This is a genomic window from Paenarthrobacter sp. CM16 (genome assembly GCF_013179505.1).
Taxonomy (GTDB): domain Bacteria; phylum Actinomycetota; class Actinomycetes; order Actinomycetales; family Micrococcaceae; genus Arthrobacter.
In genome coordinates, this window is record NZ_JABMCX010000021.1 from 1 (window position 1) to 26,889 (window position 26,889).

General features: G+C 61.4%; 24 protein-coding genes and 1 pseudogene. 8 read left to right on the forward strand and 17 right to left on the reverse strand.

Annotation, left to right across the window (positions count from 1 at the left end; genetic code table 11):
* From HP499_RS03145 to HP499_RS03160, 4 genes are all read right to left on the reverse strand, one after another.
* The coding region (locus HP499_RS03145) for a low temperature requirement protein A (protein WP_172322485.1) at window positions 1–680 on the reverse strand (680 nt) is incomplete at its 3' end.
* Window positions 681–797: 117 nt separating this feature from the next.
* The gene (locus HP499_RS03150; protein WP_172322486.1) at window positions 798–2,171 is read right to left on the reverse strand and encodes an ATP-binding protein; all 1,374 of its coding nucleotides are present in this window, start codon (window positions 2,169–2,171) and stop codon (window positions 798–800) included.
* A 107-nt stretch (window positions 2,172–2,278) separates the two neighbouring features.
* Window positions 2,279–3,040, reverse strand: coding sequence for an SDR family NAD(P)-dependent oxidoreductase (locus HP499_RS03155; protein WP_172322487.1), 762 nt, complete (start codon window positions 3,038–3,040; stop codon window positions 2,279–2,281).
* A 7-nt stretch (window positions 3,041–3,047) separates the two neighbouring features.
* Window positions 3,048–3,956: a fumarylacetoacetate hydrolase family protein gene (locus tag HP499_RS03160; protein WP_172322488.1), complete on the reverse strand. Its 909-nt coding sequence runs from the start codon at window positions 3,954–3,956 to the stop codon at window positions 3,048–3,050.
* Between the two features lie 139 nt (window positions 3,957–4,095).
* Between HP499_RS03160 and HP499_RS03165 the strand changes: the two genes are divergently transcribed.
* The 5 genes from HP499_RS03165 to HP499_RS03185 are packed head-to-tail and all read left to right on the forward strand — an operon-like array spanning window position 4,096 to window position 8,827.
* Window positions 4,096–5,400 (forward strand): L-fuconate dehydratase, encoded by a 1,305-nt coding sequence (locus HP499_RS03165; protein WP_172322489.1) that lies wholly within the window; start codon window positions 4,096–4,098, stop codon window positions 5,398–5,400.
* Window positions 5,397–6,704 carry an alpha-L-fucosidase gene (locus HP499_RS03170; protein WP_172322490.1) on the forward strand — a complete coding sequence of 436 codons (1,308 nt, stop codon included), beginning with the start codon at window positions 5,397–5,399 and terminating at the stop codon, window positions 6,702–6,704. Before HP499_RS03165 ends, HP499_RS03170 begins: the two co-directional genes overlap by 4 nt.
* Window positions 6,697–7,011 (forward strand): L-rhamnose mutarotase, encoded by a 315-nt coding sequence (locus HP499_RS03175; protein WP_172322491.1) that lies wholly within the window; start codon window positions 6,697–6,699, stop codon window positions 7,009–7,011. Before HP499_RS03170 ends, HP499_RS03175 begins: the two co-directional genes overlap by 8 nt.
* Window positions 6,996–7,961 carry an aldo/keto reductase gene (locus tag HP499_RS03180; RefSeq protein WP_172322492.1) on the forward strand — a complete coding sequence of 322 codons (966 nt, stop codon included), beginning with the start codon at window positions 6,996–6,998 and terminating at the stop codon, window positions 7,959–7,961. The genes HP499_RS03175 and HP499_RS03180 overlap by 16 nt, the downstream gene beginning before the upstream one ends.
* Window positions 7,958–8,827, forward strand: coding sequence for an amidohydrolase (locus tag HP499_RS03185; protein WP_172322493.1), 870 nt, complete (start codon window positions 7,958–7,960; stop codon window positions 8,825–8,827). Before HP499_RS03180 ends, HP499_RS03185 begins: the two co-directional genes overlap by 4 nt.
* On the opposite strand, the gene HP499_RS03190 is transcribed toward HP499_RS03185, so the two are convergent.
* From HP499_RS03190 to HP499_RS03245, 12 genes are all read right to left on the reverse strand, one after another.
* Window positions 8,824–9,495, reverse strand: coding sequence for a FadR/GntR family transcriptional regulator (locus HP499_RS03190; RefSeq protein WP_172322494.1), 672 nt, complete (start codon window positions 9,493–9,495; stop codon window positions 8,824–8,826). The genes HP499_RS03185 and HP499_RS03190 overlap by 4 nt on opposite strands.
* Before the next feature lie 202 nt (window positions 9,496–9,697).
* On the reverse strand, window positions 9,698–11,206 hold the full coding sequence (locus HP499_RS03195; RefSeq protein WP_172322495.1) for an amino acid permease: 1,509 nt from the start codon (window positions 11,204–11,206) through the stop codon (window positions 9,698–9,700).
* Window positions 11,207–11,344: 138 nt separating this feature from the next.
* Complete coding sequence (locus tag HP499_RS03200; protein ID WP_172322496.1) at window positions 11,345–12,760, reverse strand: aspartate ammonia-lyase; 1,416 nt, start codon at window positions 12,758–12,760, stop codon at window positions 11,345–11,347.
* 13 nt (window positions 12,761–12,773) lie between these two features.
* On the reverse strand, window positions 12,774–13,799 hold the full coding sequence (locus tag HP499_RS03205; protein ID WP_253951363.1) for an asparaginase: 1,026 nt from the start codon (window positions 13,797–13,799) through the stop codon (window positions 12,774–12,776).
* Window positions 13,796–14,515: a FadR/GntR family transcriptional regulator gene (locus HP499_RS03210; protein WP_172322497.1), complete on the reverse strand. Its 720-nt coding sequence runs from the start codon at window positions 14,513–14,515 to the stop codon at window positions 13,796–13,798. Before HP499_RS03210 ends, HP499_RS03205 begins: the two co-directional genes overlap by 4 nt.
* Before the next feature lie 81 nt (window positions 14,516–14,596).
* A complete protein-coding gene (locus HP499_RS03215; RefSeq protein ID WP_172322498.1) occupies window positions 14,597–15,454 on the reverse strand; it encodes a GIY-YIG nuclease family protein in 858 nt (285 codons plus the stop codon).
* A gap of 98 nt (window positions 15,455–15,552) precedes the next feature.
* Complete coding sequence (locus HP499_RS03220) at window positions 15,553–18,951, reverse strand: DEAD/DEAH box helicase family protein (RefSeq protein WP_172322499.1); 3,399 nt, start codon at window positions 18,949–18,951, stop codon at window positions 15,553–15,555.
* A gap of 70 nt (window positions 18,952–19,021) precedes the next feature.
* Entirely contained in the window at window positions 19,022–20,314 is a 1,293-nt protein-coding gene (locus HP499_RS03225; protein ID WP_172322500.1) for a type II toxin-antitoxin system HipA family toxin, read from the reverse strand.
* Window positions 20,311–20,535: a helix-turn-helix domain-containing protein gene (locus tag HP499_RS03230; protein WP_172322501.1), complete on the reverse strand. Its 225-nt coding sequence runs from the start codon at window positions 20,533–20,535 to the stop codon at window positions 20,311–20,313. Before HP499_RS03230 ends, HP499_RS03225 begins: the two co-directional genes overlap by 4 nt.
* A gap of 104 nt (window positions 20,536–20,639) precedes the next feature.
* Window positions 20,640–21,788 carry a restriction endonuclease subunit S gene (locus tag HP499_RS25445; RefSeq protein WP_172322502.1) on the reverse strand — a complete coding sequence of 383 codons (1,149 nt, stop codon included), beginning with the start codon at window positions 21,786–21,788 and terminating at the stop codon, window positions 20,640–20,642.
* Window positions 21,785–23,281: a class I SAM-dependent DNA methyltransferase gene (locus tag HP499_RS03240; protein WP_172322503.1), complete on the reverse strand. Its 1,497-nt coding sequence runs from the start codon at window positions 23,279–23,281 to the stop codon at window positions 21,785–21,787. The genes HP499_RS25445 and HP499_RS03240 overlap by 4 nt, the downstream gene beginning before the upstream one ends.
* 98 nt (window positions 23,282–23,379) lie before the next feature.
* The gene (locus HP499_RS03245; protein WP_172322504.1) at window positions 23,380–24,486 is read right to left on the reverse strand and encodes a thermonuclease family protein; all 1,107 of its coding nucleotides are present in this window, start codon (window positions 24,484–24,486) and stop codon (window positions 23,380–23,382) included.
* A 207-nt stretch (window positions 24,487–24,693) separates the two neighbouring features.
* Here HP499_RS03245 and HP499_RS03250 point away from each other — a divergent pair, with 207 nt between their 5' ends.
* From HP499_RS03250 to HP499_RS03260, 3 genes are all read left to right on the forward strand, one after another.
* On the forward strand, window positions 24,694–25,200 hold the full coding sequence (locus HP499_RS03250) for a hypothetical protein (protein ID WP_172322505.1): 507 nt from the start codon (window positions 24,694–24,696) through the stop codon (window positions 25,198–25,200).
* 78 nt (window positions 25,201–25,278) lie between these two features.
* Window positions 25,279–25,887, forward strand: a complete 609-nt coding sequence (locus tag HP499_RS03255; RefSeq protein ID WP_253951364.1) for a hypothetical protein — start codon at window positions 25,279–25,281, stop codon at window positions 25,885–25,887.
* Between the two features lie 82 nt (window positions 25,888–25,969).
* Window positions 25,970–26,431 (forward strand): DUF3817 domain-containing protein, encoded by a 462-nt coding sequence (locus HP499_RS03260; protein WP_216659694.1) that lies wholly within the window; start codon window positions 25,970–25,972, stop codon window positions 26,429–26,431.
* Window positions 26,432–26,647: 216 nt separating this feature from the next.
* On the opposite strand, the pseudogene HP499_RS03265 reads toward HP499_RS03260, so the two are convergent.
* Window positions 26,648–26,889: pseudogene (locus tag HP499_RS03265) on the reverse strand (hypothetical protein); the annotation flags it as partial.

The window sequence follows — 26,889 nt, forward strand, 5'->3', positions numbered from 1 at the left end:
CCCAAGGCAATGATGGCCAGGAGTCCGTACCTTTCCGCGATGTGATGCGCATGCCACGGGGTTCGGATGTTCCGTTCTGCGAAGTACGGGGCCGCCATTTCCATGACGAACAGTGGAGCTGCCATGAGGAACGTGGTGAGGACGCTTGCATCAACCAGGAGCACCACAACCCACCCCACCTGGACGATCGCCACGTACTTTGCGTAGCGCAAACACGTTTCCCGGCGTTCGGGATCCTGGCGGGCTGCACGCAGCCACTGGAAGATCAGGGCCACCCGCATCACGATGTAGCCCAGCACCATGGTGAAGTTGTCTACGTGCTTGCCCTCGATGATCGAGTGGAACACCGGCTCGACACCCATGGCCAGGATGAGGACGCCCACCATCTGGACCATGGTGACCACCCTGAACACCCAATCGTCGGTGTCATAGGCGCTGGCGAACCACGTGAAGTTGATCCAGGCCCAGATCACGGCAAACATGGCGAAGGAGAAGGCGAGGAGCCCGGGCCAGAAGTGCGCTTCCGCTACGGCATGGGCGAACTGGTTGCCGGCTACACCGAAAGCGATGACGAAGGTCAGGTCGAAGAAGAGCTCCAGCGGAGTTGCTGTGCGGTGCTTTTCATGGGGATCGCGGCCGCCCATGCGGGAAAGTGCATGGCGGAGGGGATTCGAGGACATAGCTCAAAGATTACCGCTGCCCTTGCCTCTGCGCCGAGATCGCCGGAATGCGTCGAGACCCCCCGGAACCTTCCGGCGAGCCCGCAGCGTTCCGGCGATCTCGAGGAGAAGCAGCCCCTACACGCGCCCCAGGACGTCGATGTCTTCCAGGAAGTCCTGATGCACCTCGGCGCTGACGGTGGTCCGGGTCTCCCGGATCGCATCGAGGTAGTCCTGCGTCACGGGTCCCTTGCGCCCGTTGGCCCCGGACCCGGACCCGGACCCAGCCCCAGCCCCAACTCCAACCCCGGACCCAACCCCGTACGCAGCGTCGGCTGAACCGCCCGAAGCAGCACCGTCGTCGTACACGGCTTTTTCCAGGGCGCGCTGGGAGGCGCTGCGGGCGGCAAACTCGATGTCGGCGGGTGAGAAGCCCTCGGTCCGTTCCACCAGCTGGGCGATGTCCACCGAGTCCACCACGCTGGCGGGGATGAACCGCTGCCACATCGCTTCGCGGGCGTGGACATCCGGGAGCCCGATGGGGATGACGTAGTCGAACCGGCCGTGGCGCAGGAACGCGGTGTCCAGGGCGCGGATGAAGTTGGTGGCGCAGACCAGCAGCCGGCCGGGTTGTTCGCGGAAGGCCGGAATGATCTTGAGGAGTTCGTTGGTGACGCCCTGCAACGGCGACGGCGGATCACCGGCGCGCTGCGACGCGATTTCCTCCACCTCGTCGATGAACACCACGGCGTGTTCCAGCTCGGCAATTTCCAGGAACGTCTCGCGCAACGCTCCGGCCAGGCCTTTGGGATCAGAGGCCAGGCGGGACGGGAAGACCTCCACGAACGGCCATTCGAGGCGGGAAGCGATGGCCTTGGCGAAGGTTGTCTTACCGGTGCCTGGAGGACCAAAAAGCACGACGGCGCGCGGCGGCACCACGCCGTATTCGTCGGCGAGGTCGGCCTCGGCCAAGGGCAAAACGAGCCGGCGTTCCAGCAACTCCTTTTCGCGGCGCATGCCAGCCACGTTCTCCCACAGGTCGCGGGCCAGAATACGCCCGCCAAGGAGTCCCAAAGCGCCTAGTTCCTGCCGCTGCACCGGGATGGTCCGCTCGAAATAGCGCAGGTTCTTCTTCACCACGAAGCCGCGCCCCAGGAACGCTTCGACGCGGGTTTCGGTCTCGGGCATCAGTGCGGAGAGTTTGTTGAGGCCGTGCGGGGCCATGCGGTTCTCGACGGCGGACAGCAGCGAGGTGCCGATGCCGCGGCCACGGAACTCGGTCAACGTTGCCAGGAACACGATCCAGCCTTGATCGTGTGCGGCACGCCCCACGGCGGCACCCACCACTTGCTCGCCTTGGACTGCCACCACGGCGTGGTCCTTCTCGCAGGACGCCAGGACCTCGGACAGCGCGTAGACCGGCTCCACGCCGTCGGCTTTGAGGGACTCCCAGAGGTGCAGGATGCCGTCCAAATCGGACGAGTGGAAGTCCCTGATGCGCCAATTGCTCATGGCTGTATCTCCTGAGTCTGCTAAATGAGTCGCCGTTGATCTCTTGGAGTTGAGCATAGGCGAAGCACTGCTGCAGGAGGTTGCGGGCCAGTTGCGTTACGAAAACCCTATTGAACCGGGCGGAGCCGCAGACCCTGCATGCCGCCGTCCACAGCCAGTGAGGTTCCCGACGTCGAACCGGACAGGGGGCTTGCAAGGTATGCAACAGCCCCGGCCACCTCGGCAGCCTCGACCAGCCGGCCGTGGGGTTGCCGGGCGTTCAGGGCTGCCCGCTCGGCGGCGGGGTCGGTGGCGGAATCCAGCAATCGTCCTACCCAGGGAGTATCAGCGGTGCCCGGATTCACGCAGTTGACCCGGATCCCCTCGCGGATATGATCGGCGGCCATGGCCAGCGTGAGGGACAGGACCGCACCCTTTGACGCCGAGTACAGGGCACGTTGCGGCAGTCCCGCGGTCGCCGCGATGGAACAGGTGTTCACGATCGCGGCCGCCGGAGACTCGCGCAAATACGGCAGCGCCGCGCGGCTGACACGGGCGATGCCCACCACGTTGACGTTGAGGACGCGCAACCACTCGTCGTCGTCGTTCGCCGAGATATCGCCCTGCGCACCGATGCCCGCGTTGTTGATGACGATGTCCAGTCGTCCGAACTGCTGCACAACATGCTCGACGGCGGCACGCACCGACGCGTCATCAGCCACATCGCACTGGACACCAAAGTGCGGGCTGTTTTCGGGGGAGAGGTCCAGCACGGCGACCTGCGCACCTCCGGCAGCGAGACGGTCCGCGATAGCCGCCCCAATGCCGGAGGCGCCGCCGGTCACGAGTGCCGCGAGGCCCTCAAAGTCGTTGCCCGCTGAGGATGCCATGATCACCTCAGGCGCTGACGCGGTCAGGAGCGGTGATTGGCGAAGCGGCTTGGGCCCGGAAGTACTCCTGGCGCTGGCGTCCCAGTCCTTCGATCTCCAACTCCACCACATCGCCGGGCTGGATAAAGGGGAATCTGCCGGACAATGCCACGCCTTCGGGCGTGCCCGTGATGATCACATCGCCCGGTTCCAGGACCATGTACTGGCTGAGGTGGTGGACGATCGTGGCGGGTTCGAAGATCATGTCCGAGGTACTGGAGTCTTGCCGGCCCTCGCCGTTGACCAACGTCTGCAGGCGGAGGTTGCCGGCATCGATGTCCGAGGCCGGAATGAGCCATGGGCCCAGGGGGGTGGAACCGGGGAGGGATTTGCCCTTGGTCCACTGTCCCGCAGCACCGGGAATCTGGTAGTCGCGCTCGGAGAGGTCGTTGGCCACGGCATAACCGGCAATGCACGCTTTGGCTTCGGAAACGGACGAAAGGTATGACGCTTCCTTGCCGATCACGATCGCCAGTTCCACTTCCCAGTCGTACTTTTCCGACGACGGCGGGATGGGTGCGGCGTCGAAAGGTCCGGCAATCGTGTTGGTGGGCTTGAGGAAGACCACGGGAACCTGGGGCGGCGTCGCACCCGATTCGGCGGCGTGGGCGGTGTAGTTGAGGCCGATGGCTACTACTGCGCCGGGTCGGGCAACCGGCGCGCCGATGCGCAGGCCTTCGGGTGAAAGCTCGGGAAGTTCTCCGCTATTCAGGGCTTCGCGGGTGCGTTCGATGCCATCCGAGGCGAGGAAACCGCCGTCGATGTCCTGCGTCAAGGGCGTGAGGCTGAAGTACTTTTCAGCACCGTGAGCGTCTTGGGCGATGACGGCCGGTTGTTCGTTTCCGGCCGTTCCCAGCCTGGCGAATTTCAAGGTCATGGCTTCCTCCGTGTTCGGGACTAACATCCGAGCTCTAGTGTGGTGTTTTCCCCCATAATACGGAAATGTGACCCATTGACAAGGCAGACATCGGATGTTTAGGCTCGGTGGAGAATCGTGACGCACTTTCAGGAGCCGCATGAGCATCATCACCGCAATGGAAACGTTTGATATTCGCTTCCCCACCTCCTTGGAACTGGACGGTTCCGACGCCATGAATCCGGACCCGGACTATTCAGCCGCCTACCTGATCATTGGCACAGATGCCGATGACGGGCATGAAGGGCACGGCTTCGTGTTCACCATCGGTCGGGGTAACGAGGTGGAAATTGCGGCCATCAACGCGCTCCGCGAACACCTCCTCGGCGCCGATGTTGAGGCGCTGCTGGCAGACATGGGCGTCACATGGAAGCTGCTGGCCCACGATTCCCAACTCAGGTGGCTGGGGCCCGAGAAGGGTGTGATGCACATGGCCATCGGCGCCGTGGTCAATGCGCTCTGGGATCTAAAGGCGAAACGGGCAGGTCTGCCCCTCTGGGAGCTACTCGCGGGAATGACACCGGAAGAGCTGGTGGCACTGGTGGACTTCCGCTACCTGACCGACGCCCTGACCCCTGGCGAGGCCCTTGAAATCCTCCGGACCGCCGAGCCCGGACGGGAAGCGAGGAAAGCCGCACTTCGCGCCGAGGGCTACCCCGCGTACACCACGACGCCGGGCTGGCTGGGTTACAGCGACGAGAAACTGACGCGTTTGGCCAAGGAAGCCGTGGCTGACGGATTTGCCCAGATCAAGCTCAAAGTGGGTGCCTCCTTGGAGGACGACCTTCGTCGTGTGAGGGCGGCTCGTGCTGCGGTTGGTCCGGATATCAAGATCGCAGTGGACGCCAACCAACGCTGGGACGTGCAGGAAGCCATCGACTGGATGGCACACCTTGCCCCGTATGACATCGCCTGGATCGAGGAGCCCACCAGCCCGGACGACATCCTTGGCCATGCTGCCATCGCCCGCGGAGTGGCGCCCATCCCTGTGGCTACCGGCGAACACGTCCAGAACCGGGTGGTGTTCAAACAGATGCTCCAGGCCGGCTCGCTGCAGGTCCTGCAGATTGACGCAGCCAGGGTAGCGGGGGTCAATGAGAACATCGCCATCCTCCTTCTCGCCGCCAAGTTCGGTGTGCGGGTCTGTCCACATGCCGGCGGGGTTGGCCTGTGTGAAGCCGTGCAGCACCTGTCCATGTTCGACTTCGTTGCGGTGTCCGGAACCAAGGAGAACAGGACCATCGAATTCGTGGACCACCTCCACGAACACTTCGTCACACCCGTTGTTGTCCACGGCGGCGCGTATTGGCCGCCGTCGAATCCTGGCGCGGGGAACCAAATGCTCCGTGAAACACTGGCCGCGTACAGCTTTCCGAACGGCCCCGTATGGAAGGAATCCCGTTGATCCAGCACGCACCTTGGTTTGAAGAGGCACGCTTTGGGATGTTTGTTCACTGGGGTATCTACGCCCTGCCTGCACGCCACGAGTGGGTGATGAACAAGGAGGAAACTACTGTGGAGGAGTACTCAAAGTACTTCCGGCGCTTCGATCCGGACCTCTACGATCCCCGCGAGTGGGCCCGGGCTGCACGTAACGCCGGGATGAAGTACGTGGTCCTCACCACCAAGCACCACGACGGCTTCTGCCTGTGGGATTCGGCCCTGACGGACTACAAAGCAACCAACACGCCAGCAGGCCGTGATTTGATTGCGCCGTATGTGGAAGCCCTCCGCGCCGAGGGGCTGAAGGTCGGTTTCTACCACTCGCTCATCGACTGGCACCACCCCGATTTCACGGTGGACGGGGTACACCCCCAACGCAACTCGGCCGACGTCGAAAGCTTGAATGCCGGGCGTGACATGGACCGGTACCGCGAGTACCTGCACGGTCAGGTTCGTGAGCTCCTCACCGACTACGGCACCATCGACTACCTGTTCTTCGACTTCTCCTACACAGGCGGACACCAGGAAGAATATTGGGGCGGCAAAGGCCGGAAAGACTGGGACTCCGATGCCCTGCTTGCCATGGTGCGCGAGTTGCAGCCGAATATTGTGGTCAACGATCGGCTGGAAATCCCGGGAGACCTGGTCACGCCGGAGCAGTACCAGCCCGCCGGCCCCATGATGGTCGACGGCGAACCGGTCACCTGGGAAGCCTGCCAGACACTGAACGGCAGCTGGGGCTACGACAGGGACAACCTGAACTACAAGCCCGTGGACCTGCTCATCCGCATGCTGGTGGATGGCGTGTCCAAGGGCGGTAACTTGCTGCTCAACGTGGGCCCCACAGGGAGGGGCAGCCTGGACCCGAGGGCGCTGGGTTCGCTGGAGGGCATTGGCGAATGGATGAAGCTGCACTCGCGCGCCATCCACGGTGCCGGTGCCTCGACCTTCACAGCACCGACGGATGCCCGCTATACCCAGCGCGGAAACCGGCTCTACGTTCACTTGTTCGCCTGGCCGTTCGAGTACGTCCACCTGCCCAACCTCGCCGGCAAGGTGGAATACGCCCAGCTGCTCAATGACGCCTCGGAGGTGTTCCTGCGCGAACTGGACCCTGCGCAGCAAGCCATGAACATGACCCCCGGCGGCCAACCACCTGGAACACTCACCATCAAGCTGCCCGTCCAGCGGCCCGACGTCGCCGTCCCGGTGCTGGAACTGTTCCTGACGCCGTCGGCTGGGGAGACAGAGGCAGTAAATGGCTGAGAGCATCGCCCTGCACACCAAGCTCAAACCAGGGACCGAAGAGGAGTACGCCAACGCGCACGCGAACATTCCCGAGGAACTGGTGGCAGCCCTCAAAGAGGCAGGGGTGGAGAACTGGCGGATCTGGCGCAGCGGACTGGATCTCTTTCACGTGGTGGACGTCGAGGACTACCAGGCCATGCGTCATGCGCTCGCCGGGCACCCGGCCAATGTGCCGTGGCAAGCCCGAATGGCTGAACTTTTGGCCGTCCAGGACGATTACTCGGGGGAGGATGCGGGTATCCAGAAGGTATGGGAGCTGCCATGAACTCACGCGAACCCGGCAAACCGGGAAGTCTCGGCAGACTCGGCTTCGGCGGAGCGGGCATCGGAAATCTTTACAGGGCCATCCCGGACGGGGAGGCTCTGGCCACTGTGTTGGCCGCTTGGGATGCGGGTATCCGCTACTTCGACACCGCGCCGCACTACGGGCTGGGCCTCTCGGAACAAAGGCTGGGCGCCGTCCTCAGGGATAAACCCCGGGACGAGTTCGTCATCTCCACCAAAGTGGGCCGGCTGTTGGAACCGAACTCCGACGGCGGCAAGGACCCGGAAGGCTTCGATGTACCCGCCACCACGCGGCGCGTCTGGGACTTCTCCGAGGGCGGTATCCGGCGCAGCATCGAAGACTCCCTGGAACGGCTGGGCCTGGACCAAGTGGACATCGCCTACCTGCATGACCCCGACGTCCACGATCTCCAGGCGGGAATCTCCCAGGCCTTGCCTGTGCTTGAAAAGCTCCGCACCGAAGGGCTGGTCACGGCCATAGGCGTGGGCATCAACTCTGCTGAAGCGGCGTTGGAATGCGTCGAAGCTGCGGACCTTGACCTCGTGATGCTCGCCGGCCGCTACACCCTGCTTGAGCAGCCCGGCGTCCCGCTGCTGGAACGCTGCGTTGAGCGCAGCACCGGCGTCGTGAGCGTTGGTGCCTACAACTCAGGGCTCCTCGCCCGCCCCGAGGTCCCCGAAGACGCACACTACAACTACCAGCAGGCGCCCCCGGAAGTGCTGGAGCGGGCGCGTGCGCTCGCGGCCATCTGCCGCGACTTCGGCGTGGAACTTCCGACGGCGGCACTCCAGTTCCCGTTGCGGCATCCGGCCGTGGTAAACGTGACAGCCGGAGCGACTTCCCCTGAACAGGTGTCCACGAACGCTGCCCGCATGGAAGAGACGGTGCCCGAAGAGCTCTGGGAGGCTTTGGAGCGTGTTGGCCGGTGATTGATTCGCACCTGCATCTGTGGACCTTGGACTCCTTCGTCACCGGGGGAGTGCGGCCCTATGGTTGGCTCGGCCCGCAGCGCGGTGCGCTTTTCCGGAGCTTTGGCGAGGACGAGGCGCATGAGACGTTGGATGCGGCCGGTGTGCGGGGAGCGGTGCTGGTCCAGGCCGACGATACCGTGGCCGACACCGAGAGCATGTTGGCCGTTGCCGCAAGGAACCCGTGGGTCTTCGGAGTGGTGGGCTGGATCAGGCTGGATGCGCCGGCAGAGGCTGATGAGCAGTTGCACCGCTTCACGGCCCACCCGGTTTTCAAGGGTGTCCGGCATTTGGTGCATGAGGATCCCAGGGATGATTTCCTGGATCTTCCCGCGGTCCGTGATTCCCTGGCCTTGGTGGCTCAGCGCGGGCTCACCCTGGATATCCCGGATGCTTTCCCCCGGCATTTGGGAGGGGCGGTCCGGCTTGCCCGCGAGATGCCGGAACTGACCGTGGTGCTGGATCATTTGGGGAAGCCGCCGCTCGCTGATGCTGGGCTTATGGAGGCGTGGAGTGCTGACTTCCGGGCGCTGGGGCGGGAGCCGAATACGGTGGCCAAGCTTTCCGGGCTGCATTTGCCGGACGTTGCGTACTCCGCAGATACGTTGGAGCCCCTGTTCGAATCAGCCTTGGAGGCCTTCGGGCCGGAGCGTTTGATGATCGGTAGCGATTGGCCCGTCAGCACGCTCGGGGCGCCGTATGGCCGGACGCTGGACGTGTTGTTGGAGTTGGTGTCTTCGCTGAGCCCGTCGGAACAGGACGCCGTGCTGGAAGAGACCGCCATCCGGACGTATGGCTTGGCTGTCACTCCCTTGGCCGAGGGCTAGAGCGCCTGCCGCAACCAGTTCTCCACGCCGCTGATGTGCACGGTAACCAGCGCGCGCACTAACTCGGCGTCGCCTCGTTCGAGGGCGTCGGCGATTGCACGGTGCTCAGCCAAGGTGTGGGCCACAGCTTTTTCCTGGGTCAGGCCACGCCAGATCCTGGCCCGCACGGTGCTGCTGGACAACGCTTCCAACAGGCTGCCGAGGTAGTCGTTTCCGGCGGCTTCGGTGATGATGCTGTGGAACTCAAGGTCATGGGCTACCAGTTCCTCGACGTCGGTGTTCTCGTCGATGCCGTCCATGGTGCCCCTGAGCGCCAGGAGCTCGGCCGGCGTGATTTTTCCCGCGGCCAGGTGTGCCGTGGCGGGTTCCAGGATTCGTCGGACCTCAAAGAGTTCCAGGATGGACCTGTCCTGGTGCAGGTCCACCACGAAAGCCACCGCCTCGTTGAGCAGCTTGGCGTCGAGGCTGGTGACATAAGTTCCGTCACCGCGGCGGACATCCAGCACACGGATCAGCTCCAGGGCTTTCACGGCTTCACGCAGCGAACTCCTCGAAAGACCGAGCCGCTCGCTCAGTTCCTTTTCCGGCGGAAGTCGATCGCCGGCCTTGAGTTCGCCGCGGATCAGCATGTCCTTGATCTTGCTGATCGCCTCATCTGTGACAGCCATGGACCAATAGTAGCCACGAATGATCCGATGTCTGTCTCCGCCGCGTCCCCACCCAACTGAGTCGCATGTGAGCGCGTTTTCAGTGCTCAAAACGCGCTCAGCTGCCACTTGGTTGGGGGCGTTAACCCACGACGGCGGCACCTGGGTTCCGATTGTCACGGAACCCGCGGTGCCGCCGTCGTGAGTCAGCGGGTGTTGCTTGCTACTTGTCGCCGCCGGGCAGCGGGCGGTTGGCAATGACCGGCGCGCTGCCGGTATAACCGTCCCGGGTGGCAGCGAGCTCATGGATCTGCTTGCGGCACAGGAACCAGCCCCACACCATGAGTCCGCAGGCAATTCCTGTGACCAGCATGGTCAACGGGGACTCGATGAACACCATGATCAGCACTGCCGCCAGGAAGATCAAGGACAACCAGCCTGTGTACGGGGCGCCGAACATCCGGAAGGAGGGGCGCTTCAGCCACCCCTTGTCAGCCCAGCGTTTGAGCTGCATCTGGCACAGGACAATGGTGGCCCACGTGACGATGATGCCCACGGAAGCGACGTTCAGGACGATCTCGAAAGCGTCGGCCGGAACGAGGTAGTTCAGCGGAACACCGAGCAGGGAAACGCCGGCCGTGATGGCGATGCCACCGTAGGGTACGCCTGCCTTGTTCATGCGCTGGGCGAACTTCGGGGCAGAGCCGGCCACCGACATGGAGCGGAGGATGCGGCCCGTGGAGTAGAGCCCGGCATTCAGCGAAGACAGTGCTGCGGTGAGGACCACGAGGTTCATAATGACGTCCACGCCCTCCACACCGATCGAGCCGAAGAACGTCACGAACGGGCTGACACCCTTCTCGTAAGAGGTGTACGGCAGCAGGAGAGCCAGCAGAATCACGGAGCCAACGTAGAAGAGGGCGATGCGGATGACCACGGAGTTGATGGCCTTGGGCATGATCTTCTCCGGGTTGGCAGTTTCGCCGGCTGCAGTACCGATGAGTTCAATCGATGCGTAAGCGAAGAGCACACCCTGCATGAGGATGATCATGGGAAGGACGCCGTTGGGGAAGACACCGCCGTTGTCCGCGATGAGGCTGAAACCGACTTCCTGGCCCTCCACCGGGGTGCCGAAGATGACGAAGTAGGTGCCCACCAGGAGGAAGGCCACCAGCGCGGCCACCTTGATCAGCGCGAACCAGAACTCCATTTCACCGAAGACCTTCACGGAGACCAGGTTGAGGCAGAGCACCACAACCAGTGCAATGAGCGCCCACGCCCACTGCGGAACGGCGCCTATCCACGCGACGTATTTGCCGAAGAACTCCATGTAGAGTGCCGCTGCGGTGATGTCCACGATGGTGGTGGTGGCCCAGTTGATCCAGTAGAACCAGCCCGAAACGAAGGCTGCCTTTTCGCCGTAGAACTCACGGGCGTAGGAGACAAAGGATCCCGACGACGGGCGGTGCAGAACGAGTTCACCGAGTGCCCGGAGGATCAGGAAGGCGAAGAAGCCACAGATTGCGTAGGCGATCACGAGGGAAGGGCCTGCTGCGTTGAGCCGGCCACCGGCGCCCAGGAACAAGCCGGTACCGATTGCGCCGCCGATCGCGATCATCTGGATCTGGCGGGGCTTGAGGTCCTTGTGGTAGCCGGAGTCCTCCTTGTGGAGGGCTTTCTCGCTGGCGTGCGCTTGGGCCGGGACCGTGTGGTCCGTAATGGGATTGGTCATTGGAATCCTTAGGGGTGTCCTGTTGGGGGTGTCCTGGGCGCGTCCGGCAGGGAGTCCGGGCACACAAAACAAGGCCTCGTGAGGGTATGCCTCATGGGGCGGGACGGCTGGTTGGAGCGTTTACAGGCCAGTTTCGGCCTATTTGCTGAGATTTGCCAGACGTTCGGGGCTCAGCAATTCCTCAAGTTGGGTGGCGGTCAGGAGACCGTGCTCCAACACGAGTTCCGCAACGCCCTTACCCGTTGCCAGCGCCTCCTGGGCGATAGCTGTGGCGGAGGCGTAACCGATATGGGGGTTCAATGCCGTGACGAGACCGATCGACTGCTCCACGGTAAGCCGTAGCCGTTCGGTGTTTGCAGTGATGCCCCGGACGCAACGCGCCGTAAGGGTGCGGCACGCTGCTTCCAGGTGGGAGATGCTCTTGTGCAGGCTGTGCACAATGATCGGTTCGAAGGCGTTCAGCTGAAGCTGGCCGGCCTCCGCGGCCATGGTGACGGTGACATCGTTGCCGATGACTTCATACGCCACTTGGCTGACCACTTCCGGGATCACCGGATTGATCTTGCCGGGCATGATCGACGAACCGGACTGCACTGCCGGAAGGTTGATCTCGCCCAAACCCGCACGCGGTCCGGAGGACAGCAAGCGGAGATCGTTACAAATCTTGGAGAGTTTCACTGCCACGCGCTTCAGCACGCCGGAGAGGTGGACGAAAGCTCCCACGTCCTGGGTTGCCTCAATGAGGTCAGCGGCCGTGAGGAGGGGAAGGCCCGTGATCTCGGCCAGATGGCGGCAGGCGGCTTCAGCGTAGCCGGCCGGGGCGTTCAAGCCCGTGCCGATTGCCGTAGCACCAAGGTTGATCTCGTGGATCAGCATGTGGGACTCGTCCAGGCGTGCCCGGTCCTCGCCAATGGTCACGGCGTAACCGCCGAACTCCTGGCCCAGGGTCATGGGAACAGCGTCCTGCAGCTGGGTGCGCCCCATCTTCACCACGGTCCGGAACTCCCGGCCCTTCTCGGCAAAGGCCAGCTCGAGTTCTTCGAGGGCTTCCAGGAGTTCCTTCACGGAGAAGATCGTGGCGAGGTTCACCGCCGTCGGGTAGACGTCGTTGGTGGACTGGCTCAGGTTTACGTGGTCATTCGGGTGCAGCTTGGAGTAATCGCCCTTGGGGTGTCCAAGGATTTCCAGCGCACGGTTGGCGATGACCTCGTTGGCGTTCATGTTGGAACTGGTTCCCGCGCCGCCCTGGATCACATCCACCATGAACTGCTCGTGGAGCATGCCGTCCATAACGTCCTGGCAAGCCTGCTCAATGGCCGCGGCCTTCTCGGCGTCCAGCAAACCAAGCTCGTGGTTGGTGCGCGCGGCTGCCTGCTTCACGGCGGCCAGGCCCCTGACCAGGTGCTTGTTAGTGGAGAGTGGCTGCCCTGTAATGGGGAAGTTCTCGATGGCCCGCAGGGTGTGGACGCCCCAGTAGGCATCCGCGGGTACATTGCGGTCGCCCAAAAGGTCGTGTTCGGAACGGAGGGGGATCGCCTGATCGACGGTGGTCATAGCTGTCCTTGGTTTAGTTGCTGAAAATTTGGGCTGCACGGAGTTCGCCGACCGGAAGGCCGCCACCCAGCACAGGTGGGCTCTGAAGCGTGTCCAGGCTGCCGCCGTCGACGCCCAACCGGCGGAGAACCTCAACGGTGACGGGCATGCGGGCGCGATCACCGCCGTCGGAAATTTTTACTGCTAAGCCGGTGCCGTCCGGGAGGCCGACCAGCTGAAGGCCCTCAAAACCGTCCTTGGCCAGGAGCCCCGGGACTGCCCGCATAAGGGCGGTGACATCGCGGCCTTCGCCGGCCACCATCTGCGGGTAGCGGCGCATGGCGTGGGCAACCTTGCCCTCGTCGGTGCTCTCATCGGCTGCGGCGAGGCGGCCATAGGCGCGCGCCATGCCATGAAGCGAGTGGGCGAACAACGGAGTGCCGCAACCGTCCGTGCTGACCGCGGCAGCTTCTTCGCCGGTCAGTTCAGTGATGGTGTCGCGGACCAGTACCTGCAGCGGGTGCTCGGGGTGCAAGTACCCCTCCACAGGCCAGCCGTTGATGACGCAGACGGCGGTCATGGAAGCGTGTTTGCCGGAGCAATTCTGTGCAATTTGGGTGGGGCCATTGCCGGCGCGGAGCCACTCTTCGCGTTCAGCCACGCCGTAAGGGAGGTCCGTGCTGTTTCCCAGTGCCGCTTCGGTGAGGCCGTGCAGCTTCAGGATTTCGGTAGCGCCATCGCGGTGCATGCGGGCCCCGGAGTGGCTGGCAGCGGTCAGCGCGAGGAGGTCCTGGGGTATATCCAACCCGGCTTTGAGCAGCGCCACAGCCTGCAGAGGCTTCAGGCTTGAACGCGGGTACATGGGTGCCTCGGGTTCGCCCGCTTCCAGCGCCGTGCTGTTGTCGCTGCGGAGGGCGATCAGCGATCCATAGTGGATGCTCTCCACCAAGCCGTCACGGGTTACCTCCACGAGTGGGACGTGGTGCGGCGTCTTTGCCGCCAGTTCCGGCTGGCCGGCGGTTGTTGCGGGGGCGGGCATGGTGTCCTTTGAGTGGGTCATTTGCTGAGGATCCTGTCCAGTGCAACGCTGACGGCCTGCAGGTGGGCTGCCATCGCTTTACTTGCGGCCTCCGAGTCGCCGGCTTCGATGGCGTTGAGCACGGCGACGTGCTCTTCGTCGGAGCGGTGTTGGCGGTCTGCCACGAGGTTAAGGGTTTCGGATTGGTGTGCCAGGGCCTCGCGGATGTCCGAAACGACGCTGGCGAAGACCCGGTTTCCGCTGGCGCGGGCCACGGCAGAGTGGAAGCTCGCGTCCAGGTTCACCCAGGCTTCGGGATCGTTTTCGCTGAGCATTTCCTGGACGATGTCCTTGAGGTGCTCAAGTTCCTCGTCCGTCCTTCTTTGCGCGGCAAGCCCGGCTGCGGGAATCTCGATGTGCGGGCGTGCTTCGTTGAGATCACGCGCACTGTACTGACCCAAGGTAAGGTCATTAGCGACCTTGTTGGCCACGATGAACGTGCCCTTGCCCGTTTTGGTCACCGTGAGGCCCAAGGTGTTGCAGGATCTCAGTGCTTCCCGGATGACGGACCGGCTCACGCCGTACTGGCCCGCGAGCGTTGCTTCCGAGCTCAGCTTGGTGCCGATATCGAACTGCCCGCCTTCGATCGCACGTCGCAGGGCCGCGAAGACCGCTTCAGCTGCGGAGATGCGGGAAATGGGCATATGCCCGCCCTGGGGCTCTTGCTGTCCGGCTGTCCGGCTGTCTGACAGGTTCACGTTTCGAATATGGCACGGGTCACAAGCGGCTGTCAACGCTGAAAGGCTTGCTTCACGGTTTGGGGGTCGCGTGCGGCGGTGCTAGTTCCTGTTGAGGCCGAATTTCCGGGTCATGAGGGCAGCTTTGTAGTGGGATTCCGCAGCATTGACCTCGAATGAGGGAGTACTCGGTCCGAAGACCCGGAGAAGACTGAAAACAAAATGACGTGCATGGTCCGTTCGCACGCTTTGGTTCCCAGCGCCGACACTTTCGTAGGCGAGTTCCCTGAGTGCCACATTGCCACCGTGGCCGTCACGGGCATATGTCTGCCAACGACCCAAAATTCGCTCTGAACCATCTGCCTTGCCGACGTACTGCTTGCCGTTACTCGAATCAGTGATCAGGTAGATGCCCTGAACTTCAGAAAGCGCGGCCTGCCAGTCCGCGTAGCGCCGGTCCTCCACCATTTCCTGCAGGAGGTGGTAACTCAGCAGGACGCCGTCAAAGCCTGGGAAAGGAACTTTGTCACGGTCTGCTATCTCCACCACCTGCATTCGGGCAGTGCTGGCCGAACTGCCGCTGCGGTGCCAACTGCGCGGATTGTCCCAGTCGATGACGAGGCGATCTCGAAGCGGAGACAGGAAGTCACTCACCGTGAGCCCGAAGTATCGGCATGACGCCGTACGCTCCCCAGCGACCTCCCCGTGGTTTTCAAAAGTTCCCCAAAGCCTTGAGCGGTTTTTCCCATCCGCTATGAAGATGACCCAGAAGCGGGGAGGATCGGCCGGAAAACGACGGGGAGAGATGTCCTGTTCGCGGGTGTACCTGAGCACTTTGTCCAGCGCCAGGTCCTCCGGCCCACGAAGCGCCGTCTCGTCATTCGGCCTGAAGGAATGACGTATTACGTGGACATCGCTGAGGGAAACCGGCTGTTCCTGCTCAGCACCGACACCGGCCAAGACGTGGGCAAGTGTAAGTGAAAGGATCGTGTTCGGTTGGGATGCAGAAACCGCCAGTGCCCCTCCTGAGCCTGTAAAATCCAGTGCCGGCTCCATGCTCAGCTCACCTTTGCGTGATTCTCTATGGAGCGGAGGATGCTGACCAGCTGCCCGATCCTGTCATCACCGAACAGCGCGTCCGGGCCGGACGGAGCCAGCTCGTTATATGGGGAGTGGAACAAGGCTTTAGGGCTGACCTTTCCATTTTCCATCAGGTGATTGGTCAGAACCTTAAGGAAGTTGAGCTGCTGGGCCGTGAGCGTAGTACCAGCCACAAACTCTGACAAGGCTTCCTCGACGGCTTCGCGGTCCAAACCAACCAGGGAACGGACAAAGAGACCGAGCCCATCATTGGCGGCACGGTTCAAGTCTTCGAGTGAACCCAGCCCACTTTCGAGGAGAATGCGTTCAAGCTCGGCCAGGTCCAAGGCCGTGAGTTGTTTGTTACGCCGAAGCCGTTGGATGGTTGCGTGCTCCTCGTATTGCGCCAAGTACGAGCGCATCTTCTCTTTGTAACGAGGAAGGTCCACGAAGCCATTTGTTGCCCCCACCAGTTCGACTTCTTCAAGCGCGCCGAGCTCGTCCTGGAAGTTCGTGTAGACCACCTTGCGTTTCCGCTTCTCGATGAGATGGACCAAGCCCCGGAGCCGGCGTCGGATTTCTTCCAGCCATTCCAATGAAACGGATTCCCATTCGTCGTCCTGGAGGATGGTATCCAACAACGGCAATTGAGCGGCGATAGCCGGGATGCTCTGTTGGTCCTGCAGCGCGGACGCGATTGCCTGGATCTTTATCCGGAACGGTCCGACCGCCGATCCTTGCAGCGATGCCAACTCTGTTTGGAGCATGAGGTAGTCGAAGCGCTTGGCCTCTTCCGTGTCAGTGGGCGCTCCGATGGAAGCGAGCCTGGCGATCTCGGTTTGCAAAGCTTGGTAGTCCTCCGCAGCCAAGGATTTCCACGTAGCTTCCTCGGTGAACCGGTCCACCCATTTGCGAGCCGGCTTAACGAGGAAGTTGTCGAGCGGAAGCCGGTCAACTGTGTGCTTCAGAGTTTGCCGAAGGTCGGCAACCACAGGCGCTTGGGGATCCCATTGGAGGTCAGTGAAAGTCTGCAGAAGCTGGACGCGCGCCGCAAAAGTGGTCTCTGCGAGTGACTTGCCCAAAGACCCTTCGTTGCTGGGCATACCTGCATTGAAAAACTCCGCATTGCGGCAGAGGTCGAAGATGAAGAAGTCCTTTTTGTCCTCGCCCGGCCCGTACAGTTCCGGGCGAAGGCGGGTACCGCGTCCCACCATCTGCCAGAACTTGGTCTTGGACCTGACCATTTTGAAGAAGACCAGATTGACGACATCCGGCACGTCCACGCCGGTGTCCAGCATGTCTACCGAGATGGCGATTTGCGGGTCGCTCTCGGTAGTCGAAAACTGGTCAATGAGATTCTGGGCGTAGTTCACCTGATAGGTGATGACGCGAGCAAACTGGCCTCTGTATGCCGGGTAATTCCTGTCGAAGCGTTCGGCGATGTACTCGGCATGCCGGTTGTTCTTCGCGAAGATGATGGTTTTGCCCAGTCTGTCCCCGCCGGCAACCTTGTGGCCACGCGTCATGAGGACTTCCAAGGCCTTGTCCACTGTGTCTGCGTTGAAGAGCCAGGTGTTGATCGCGGTGGCGTCCACGGAATCCGGGATTTCGCCGTCTTCATCCCACTCGAGCTCGTCCCACTCTTCTTTGGCGGCTTCAGAAAGGTCCTCGTACGAGATGCCTTGGTCGGGAAATTTCAGCGGAACGGGCACAACCCGCGGCGGCACGAGATATTCGGCCTCGATGGCCTCACTGAGCTCATAGGCGAACGTGGGAACGTTGTCCTCGATGCCGAAAAGACTGTAGGTGTTACGGTCTACCTCTGATTGTGGCGTGGCAGTCAGCCCGATGAGGAATGAATCAAAGTACTGGAAGATGGCCCTGTACTTCTGGTAGACCGACCTGTGGGCTTCGTCGACGATGATGAGGTCATAGTGGCCAATGCCAAAGGTCCGCTGGCCCAGTTTTCCCTCAGTCCTGTTGATGAGGTTCATCATGGTCGGATACGTAGCCAGGTGGATGCGGCTGTCCGCCTCTTCGCCCGAGCCCAGGATGACAGGGCTCGAACCAGGCAGGTGGGACTTGAACGCATTGGCCGCTTGCTTGACCAAGGCAACGCGGTCCGCCAGGAAGAGAACGCGCTTGGCCCAGTTGGCTTCCTGCAGGAGCTTTGCGAGTGCGACGACGGTACGCGTCTTGCCCGTGCCGGTCGCCATGACTACAAGCGCCTTGCGTTGGAAGTCCTTCTCGTAGGCTTCCGTGACGGCCCGAATGGCGTTGTGCTGGTAGGGACGTTCGACGATTGAGTTGTCGATTGCCTGCTCAGCCAACGGCTTTCGGCTTTGCCTGCGGTTGACGAGCAGTTGCAGTTGATCGCGCGTGTGGAAACCCTGCAGCGCGCGCTCCGGGTACATGGTGTCGTCCCAAATCCACGTCTCGTAGCCGGAGGTGTAGTAGATGATGGGCCGCCGGCCGTATCGACGTTCCAGGCAGTCGGCGTACAGCTTGGCTTGTTGCTTCCCTACGTGGGGATCCTTGGTGGTCCGCTTCGCTTCGACCACCGCGAGAGGCAGTCCGTCAGCGCCCCACAACACGTAGTCGACGTAGCCGACGCCGCTGAGCGTGCCGCTTGCCGTGGGCATTGTGTCGACCTTGAACTCGCGGTCTTCTGTGTTGCTGAGCGGCCAGCCGGCCTCATTAAGCTCAAGATCGATGAGGTGCCTGCGAGTCAGGGCCTCGTCATAGTCGTGGTGGTCAGGGACCGTCTGATTGTGCTTCTTCGCCTCGGCGACTTCGGCTTGCAGAATTTCCAGCTGCGCCTTGAGGTCCGCGGAGTCGGCAGCTGCCTGTGCAAGGGCCTCGTTCTTCGCTTTGAGCTGGCTCTCGAGTGCCTGGAGTTCTTCGGGCGACTGTTGCTGGACCGCGGTTTTAGGCTTCGGTGTCAGGGCCGCGGCATCGAAAACCAGCGACGGCGGCAGCTGGCTACCGGTTTTGGCGTAGTTTCTCGCGAGCCAATAGCAAACGTGGTGCAGCTCGCGAAGCACGAGTTCGGCACCTTGAATGGTTGGGCCGACGGAGTTGTGGACCGCGTTGTTGCCGGCCTTGCGAATGATGGTGAGCTTGTTGGCAATAGGACCGCCCACAAGATTCTTGAATGTGGGCTCGTTAAGGAGGGCATTGAGGTCGTCTTTGTAGGGGGTCGCCAACCCTGGCTCCACTTGGTACAGCCACTCAACAATGCGTTCGATGGTGTAGCGGGCGTAGAACACCGAAGCGCGAGGATCCACCCGGGCGAATTGTTCGGCCCGGCGTGCTTGCTGGGCCAACTCGGGCCACTCGCCCAGCATGAACCCAAAGTTGCTGGTAACTGCCCCCATGCAGCCGTCTCCGATCCGTTGTTCCGATGTCCTGGAAGTAGTCAATCATGAGACTGCGACTGTTTAAGTTTCATTTCAGATTGGTGGCCTCGACCAATGGCAGCAATCGTATTTTCGCGATGGTGTCATTGGCGATTTTCGGCAGGGATCCCAGTTGGGATTTCAGCTCTTCACTGGCAGCTTCGAATGCTTCAACGATGCCCCTACAAAAGCTTTCGACTATTTGCTCGGCAGCTTCTGCATCGACGCCGAATTGTGTGCTTGTTGATGCCAGCATCTGCTTGCTGATTTTCTGAAGCCTGTATTCGCCCTTCACGCTCATGGCCAAGTCGATGTTCGACTCCCCATCCCAATACGGGGCGTAGGTGGCGAGGTCGTAGAGCGGGGACAGCTGGGCCCCGCTGCCGTTAAGGAGCACGGAGTAGTTTTTGGCATGCGCGTCGGTACAACCCGCCACAGTGTTGAAAACGAGGGCCCGGTATAGTCCTTCTCCTGCTGCCCTGCGGTCTGCTTCAAAAGGAAGTGACCGAACAAGGTTGGCCATATCGCTTGCCCCCGGCCCCCCGTCACGGTGCTGGTACTTCTTGGCTGGAGAAACACTCAACGCCTGGCAGAAGTCTTCTTGGTGGATGCGGCGCCAGGTTCCGTCCACTTCCTGCCGGTCATAGCGACGTGTCACAAATACGTCCCAGTCACCGATGTGGGCTAGTTCGGACTTGGCTACTTCGAGCCCTAGAAAAGCTGCGGCCCTCATGGTCATCTGCTCCACAACATCCAAGCGACTGAAGGTGCCAGCTGCCGGTTTGAGGATGTGCGTCGTGGGAGTAGCGTCTTGGGGTACCGCCCAAGAGCCGTTCGAAAGCTGGTGCAGCGCGATTTTCGGCTGCGCCCCGGCAAGGCTGAAACGTCCTGCCGAATCATCGTAGGGCGTTCCGTCGTTGTATTCAGTCACAACATGATCCAGCATCTCTGCCACGTCTGAGTCCGAGACCGGCTTAACAGCTGTTCTGGAGAGGGTGCCATCTGAAGAGCCGGCTCCGGGGGTCATGAATTGCAGCGCGCCCGCGACGTCGGCCCCGATATGTTCGAGGATTGCGAAGGGGTTCGAGGGGGACACCCTGAACCGTCGGGCGATAGTCTGGAGGGCACCTTCACTGTCGGGCAGGAGTCCATGCAGAAAGGGGAGCACGCTGCGTTTCTTGTGCAGAGTGGCTGCCAGCGGCATGGACAGCGAAAGCGGCGTCGCGTTCTGGACGGCCTGGTATCCAGGATCGTAGCGGAATGTCAGATTTCCCGACGGCGACTGTTCAACGCGGCCGCAGAGCGTCCCGTCCATAAAGACATCAAGAGCGCGGGTATTCACCAACGTACCGCGCCCGTTTCGCTGTTGCGGATGGCGATTTCGAAACCGAGGGCTTGGAAAACGTCCATGAACTTCGACGTCTCCACCGACGCTTTACCGGATTCAAGGTCGATGACAAAGGTGCGTGAGACGCTGGCTCGACGGGCCAACTCTGCTTGGGACCACGCTCGCTCTTCACGCAGCTCACGTACAAGGGGTCCAGCCTCGCGGACTGTACGCAATAGAAGCTCCTGTCGCCGTACGGCAACTTCTGTAAGTGTCGCCGTACGCCGACTTTAGCATTTGTTGCCGTACGGCGACAGGTCTGGGTGTGCTGGGCTCCGGCCTAAAGTTCGCCCTTGAACGCGCGGCTCTGCAGCGAAGAAAACAGAGCGTCCAATTCCACCAAGTGCTTGCGGTGCGTCTCCTTCAAGCGCTCGACGGCGGAGACTCGGGTTGCGAAGGTCTGCTGCAGCTCGACGGGAGGGACTGGAATGTGCATTCGCTTGAGCTTCTCACCGGTTAGGTGTGCGATCGTAGCAACCGTCACATGGTCTTTGAGGCCGCCGCCGTTGGCTAGCGCCCATAGCAAATGGACTATGTATTGCGGATGGACGACATCGAGTTTAGGGCGCACACGATGAAGGGCCTTCTGAAAATAGCAACCAGGAGATTGCTCTTCCCAGACGGCCGCACGACCTGGCTCCCCACCTTCGCACACGAGTACATCACCTCTACGAAGTGCGAACTCGATCTGGTCTGCGGGGCTGAAGTCCATCTCAAGCAGATCATCTGTATTGATCTGAAACCATTGGACATTGGCGTTACGAAGATACGGAAATCGGTGAGTGCCGGTTTGAGCCTTCTTGTCCAGCATTTTGCCCAGCCGGCTGGTTGTGACTTGGCCGAAGGGTTCGAGCGGCCAATTGAGATTGTTTGAAATTGGGTCCCCGAACACGGAATGGAAGATGGACTGGGTGAGCGCGTCGAGGTGGGCAATGGCTTCGCGACGCTTGGCGCGGAGCTCGTCGGCCTTGTCCAGAATCGCCGCAATCCGCCGCTGCTCCAACAAGGACAACATTGGGATTTGGATCGTTGCCAAAGAAGTGGGGCTGACTCGGGGCAAGTTGGCGCCGGCAGCCAAGCCGTTCGCCTGCTCGACAACATGTGACTGGCGCAGGTAGTGGGCAACGAACATCTTGTCCATGTCTTGACCCACTCGGATCGGAAGGATATCGGTGCTGCAGACACCATCGAAATCTGGCACAGCGATTTTTGCCAGATATGGGCGTAATTTCCCATAGAGAATGTGGTCCTGACTGAAAACAAACTTGCTGCTGGCCAGGTCGCCGTTGGCTACAGTGCCAACCGAAGTCAGATCCCCGCCAGAAACGATGTTTTCCAAACCGACGTAAATCGTTCCATCGCAGATATCTTCGGGACGGACGCTCCTGCGTTCGATTGTTGCGATTTCCCCGAGGCTTGCAAACTTCACTTCAGCAGCTCCCGCAGCTCGTTCATGCCCTCCGTAATCTCAGCCTCGAGCTCGTCGAGCGCAGCGAGGATTTCCTCCGGGGCAGCGTGCGCGACCTCTTCGTACTCGATCTCCTTGTACCGGTTCAGTGAAAGGTCGTAGTCGTTTGCCTCGATCTCGGAACGTGGAACACAGAAGGACTGGTCCGTTCGCGCCCGGTCGAGTTCCGTCGTCGTGCGCTGATTCCAACGTGAGAGGACGTCCTCAAGGTCGGAAGAGCCGAGCGGCGTGCGCTTATCGTCGAGGCTGAAGCCGTCAGACTTTACGTCGTAGAACCAGACGTTGTCCGTGCCGCCGGAGTTGGTTTTCGTGAAGAAGAGGATGGCGGTGGAGACGCCGGCGTAGGGCTTGAAGACGCCCGAGGGGAGTTTGACGACGGCGTCGAGCTTGTGCCCTTCGACCAGTGTCTTGCGGAGGGATTTGTGGGCTCCGGTGGAACCGAAGAGAACGCCGTCGGGCACGATGACGGCAGCGCGTCCACCCGGCTTGAGCAGCTTGATGAACAGTGCCAGGAACAGGAGTTCGGTCTTCTTAGTCTTGACGACGTTAAGGAGCTCCTTCGAGACGTTTTCGTAGTCCAAGCTGCCCGCAAACGGGGGATTGGCAAGGATGACGTTGTACTTTTCTTCCTCGATGGAGTGCAGGTCGGCAAGTGAATCGCGGTAGGAGACATCCGGGTTCTCCACGCCGTGGAGGAGCATGTTCATTGAACCGATGCGGAGCATAGTGGAGTCGAAGTCGAAACCGTGGAACTGCTCGTGATGGAAGAACTTGCTCGTCTCGTCATTGGTCAGGAGATTCGAGTTGTTCTTGCGGAGGTACTCGCCAGCCTGAACGAGGAAGCCGCAGGTGCCGGCGGCCGGGTCGCAGATGGCTTCCAGGGGCTGGGGTGCTGTCATCGCGACCATGAGGTCGATGATGTGCCGCGGGGTTCGGAACTGACCGTTGGTACCCGCCGAAGCCAGCTTCGAGAGCATGTACTCGTAGAGATCGCCCTTGGTGTCGCGACCCTCCATGTTGATGGAGTCGATGACATCCACTACTTGCTTCAACACACCCGCGTTCGGGATCTTGAACTGCGCATCCTTCATGTGATGGCTGTAGGTGGAGTCTTCGCCGCTGGACTGTTTGGTCAGATCAGTGCGGAGGAACGGGAAGATGCTCTGCTGGAAGACCGTGAACATCTCAGTCTGACCGAAGTCCTTGAAGTTCGACCAGCGGAGGTCCGAGTAGGGCCGGCCTAGAGGGTCGAAACCTTCCGGGAAGACGGCGTTCTCAATCGGCTCACCCAAGATGTTGGCCTGCTTCTCCGCCCGGGTGTGGTTCTCGTCCAGGCGCTTGAGAAACAGAAGGTAAGTGATCTGCTCGATGACTTCCAGAGGGTTGGAGATACCGCCGCTCCAGAACGTATTCCAGACTTTGTCTACTTGGGACTTGATTTCACCTGTGATCACTCATGCGAGTTTAGTGGGTCATCAGCTGGGGCCGGCCCACAGACAAGAAGGCCTGGTACCCCTCTGTGGGGGTACCAGGCCTTCAGGCAATCTGATTGTCAGCAGGGACGCCAAGACTTGCCGCCGGGAGCGTAGCAGCGGGGACCCGTGTACCCGGGGTAGGGATTCGATTGGACGGGCGGCGCCGGCGGTACGTAATTTTGGGCCGGGGGAACGTACTGCTGTGCCGGCGGCACATAGGGTGCCGGCACAGGGAGGTTTCGTATCCGCTCAGCTTCGGCTGCTGCCGCGGCCTGTTCTGCTGCGACGGCCTCATCAGCAGCCTTTTTTGCAGCGGCAGCGGCTTCCTCAGCTGCCTTCTTTTCAGCCGCCGCACGCGCAGCGGCGGCCACCCGTTCCTCCTCAGCCTTCTTCTCGGCTGCGGCGAGCGACTTTTCTTGATCCTTGAGCTGGTTGTGGGCAGACTCAGCCTTGGATATCACTGCTGTCAAAGCGGTCAACTTGGCTGCTGATTCGCTGGCAGAGTAGGCCGCCCACAGGATCGAGTTCTCTGTGTCCCTTGCGGCGGATAGCAGGTCCTTGGCGGTCTTCGCAGAGGCGATGGCAGTCGCAAGCCCAGCGGCCGATGCTCCTGCACCCGCCGATGTCGTGGCCGGGGCCGCGCTTTGGGCTGCCGCTATTGCCTCCGTGGCAGCTGTCAGTTGCGCGGGGAGGGTGCATTCAACTGTTTCTGAGAAGAGTCCGGACTTCGCGGCCCGAGCTTCCTGGTAGGCGGCCTCGACAGGTGGAAGGAACTTTCGGTTCTCGCCTACAACCATCGGAACCCCCAGCCCGCGGCGGGCGATCTCGGCGTTGACGAGCTGATTCTTGGCATTGAAGACACCGGCCAAAGTGCGTCCGTATTTGTCGTGGCGTTCGACGTCGAACTCCAACCGGACCTTGCTGCCCACCGGTAGTACCTCCTCCAAGTGGTCCGACGCTTCCGGGCCGAGGCATTCGGTGGGTTTATTCGGATCCTTCGTCTCCGGCGTGTTGATGTTCAGCAGTCGGATCGTCTGATCGTTGTTGTTGATGGAAACCACCACGGTGTCTCCGTCAACCACGCGTACGACGGTGCCCGAGTCAGCGTTCGCGGCGGCGGCCGCAATTAGCGAGCCGGTCACGACGGCCATAGCGGCCGTAGCACCAATAATTAGTTTCCGCATGGTGCCGCACCTCTCGCGACCGAGAAGGTGAGTGGACAGTGGCTGTGGGGCAGCCGGATTAGGGCGCGCAAATAGTCCCCCTATTATGCGATTGGAGTGATGAAGTGGCCGCTGGGCAGCCGAGGAACACTTTAAGCTACAACGCACAATTCAGATGCTTCCCCTGTAGTGCGGCGATATTGTGACTTCTGATTGACACAATGGACCATGCTCTTCACCAAAAAGTCGCTCATGCAGGACGGGTTCACCGGATTCCGGCCGCTCGACGAACTCGATCCCATGAGGATTCCCCAAGGCCCCGGAATCTTCGCCATCCTGTGCCCCGCGGATTTCGACCCCGTGTTCCTCAGCAAGAGCACCGCAGGCACGTTCAAGAAGAAGGACCCTTCGCTCAAGCGTGAAGCGTTGGAAACCGAGTGGATAGCGGAAGCTTCCGTACTTTACCTGGGCAAAGCCAGCGCCGGCAGCCAAGGTAACCGGGGACTGCGCAAGCAGATCCAGGAGTTCATGGATTACGGCCGCGGACGCCCCACTGTTGTCTGGGACGCGCGGCTCATCTGGCAGCTGCGTGATGCTTTGGACTTGGTGGTTGCGTGGAAGGAACTCCCCGCTTCCGAGGTGAATGCGGCCGAGGCCGCCTATCATTCTGACTTCCTTGCAACTTTCGGGCGGCTTCCCTTTGCCAACTTGGTCCAGGCCCGTCCCAAGAAGTAGCGAACAAGGCCCGACGGCGTTCGGCGAGTTCCGCCGTCGGCCTCCCGCTTGCTGGGCGTTCGGCGCATAATGGCAAGCATGACGGCCAGCAGCCCCTCTGGAAACACGCCGCATGGGCCTCGCATCACAGTCGAGGTACCTGTTCTGCGGGTCGGCGCAGGTGCTTCGGATTACGAGGGGCTGGGCCGGTATGTCGACTCCTTGCGCAAGCCTCAGGGCCTGCACCTGACCTTGCTGCATGTTGGCATTCTCGATGAACTTGGCAAGGACATCGCAGCCTGGACCAAGGGTTTGTCATCTCCTGAAAAGACACTTCCGGAGATCGCCAGTTGGTTGACCGAGCTCCCGGTGTTGCAGGGCTTCCTGGGGAAGTCGGAAAAGTTGATCCCTTTGGGCGGTGGCCGCTTGATGGGGCTCGAGGTGGATGTGCCGCAGGAAGTGCACGACTACCAGGCCCTTTTGGTGCAAGGGCTCCACACGCTTCTGGACGACCTTGGCCTGGACAACATTGACGACTTCATCCTGAGCTCACCTGCACTGGGTTACAGGTCACCGCGCTGGTTGCCTCATGTCGCCGTCGGCAAATCCCGGACCCGCCACGAACCTGCGATGGAGATCGCGCCCGTTGCCATCGAGTTTGGCGATTCCCGTATCCGGAACCGGCAGGCACTGCCCTCGGCAAAGTGAATTGTTGTTGGTAGGTGACGCACGGGAAGTTCTACAGCCGGTAAAATACGAGGTGTCTCCCGTTTCCTACCTGAGGACTTCCATGCAGCCCCGCACTTTGTTCCGCACCGTAGCTTTTGCCGAGGCCGTGACTTGGACGCTGCTGCTGATCGGGTTGTTCCTTAAGTACGTCACGCGCACCACCGACGTCGGAGTGAGCATCGCTGGAGGTATTCACGGCTTCGTGTTCCTTTGCTACGCCGCGACGGCCGCCTTCACCTGGATCAACCAGAAGTGGTCAACACGAACCGGTCTCCTTGCCATCGGTTCAGCCGTGATTCCGTATGCCACCATTCCCATGGAGAAGTCGCTGGACCGCCGTGGCCTCCTCGCCGGCGGTTGGCGCCTGGCAGCCGGGGGAGAATCGCCGCGGGGCGGGTTCGAGAAAGCCCAGGCTTGGGTTCTGCGCAATCCCATTCTGGCCGTCGTTGTCACGTTGGTAGCCGTGGGTGCCGTGTTCAGCTTCCTGTTGTTCATGGGCCCTCCAGGTACCTGGTTCTCCTAGAAATCAGCCAGCGGAAAGCACCGTTCTTCGGAACGGTGCTTTTCTTCTTTTTTGGCGTGCCCAATTCGCGGCCCGCCACCACCCACTTTGAATTTTGGATTGCTTGACTCGCCATCTGCCACGGTGTGTTGCCGTGCTGTTCGCCTTCGAAGTGGGTGATGGCGGTACATGATGCGGGGTACGTGGTGCGGGCAAGGGGCCAAGGTGAGCCGCCGGCTATTTTGGTTCTGCGTCGGGGCAGCCCCAGGAGTTGGGGTTTTCCTGGCAGGTGTCGGCGACGAGTGCTCTTTCTGTTTTCCAGACGTGGATGGTTTGGGCTGGTGTGGTGAGGTTCAGGGTTCCGTTGATGGGCAGGGGTGGGCCGTTGTTGACGGAGTAGGTGCCGGTGAAGCTGGTGGTGAGGGTGGCTTGGTAGTTGCCGGTTTCTGTGTAGCTGTGGCTGGTGCGGGTTTGGTTGT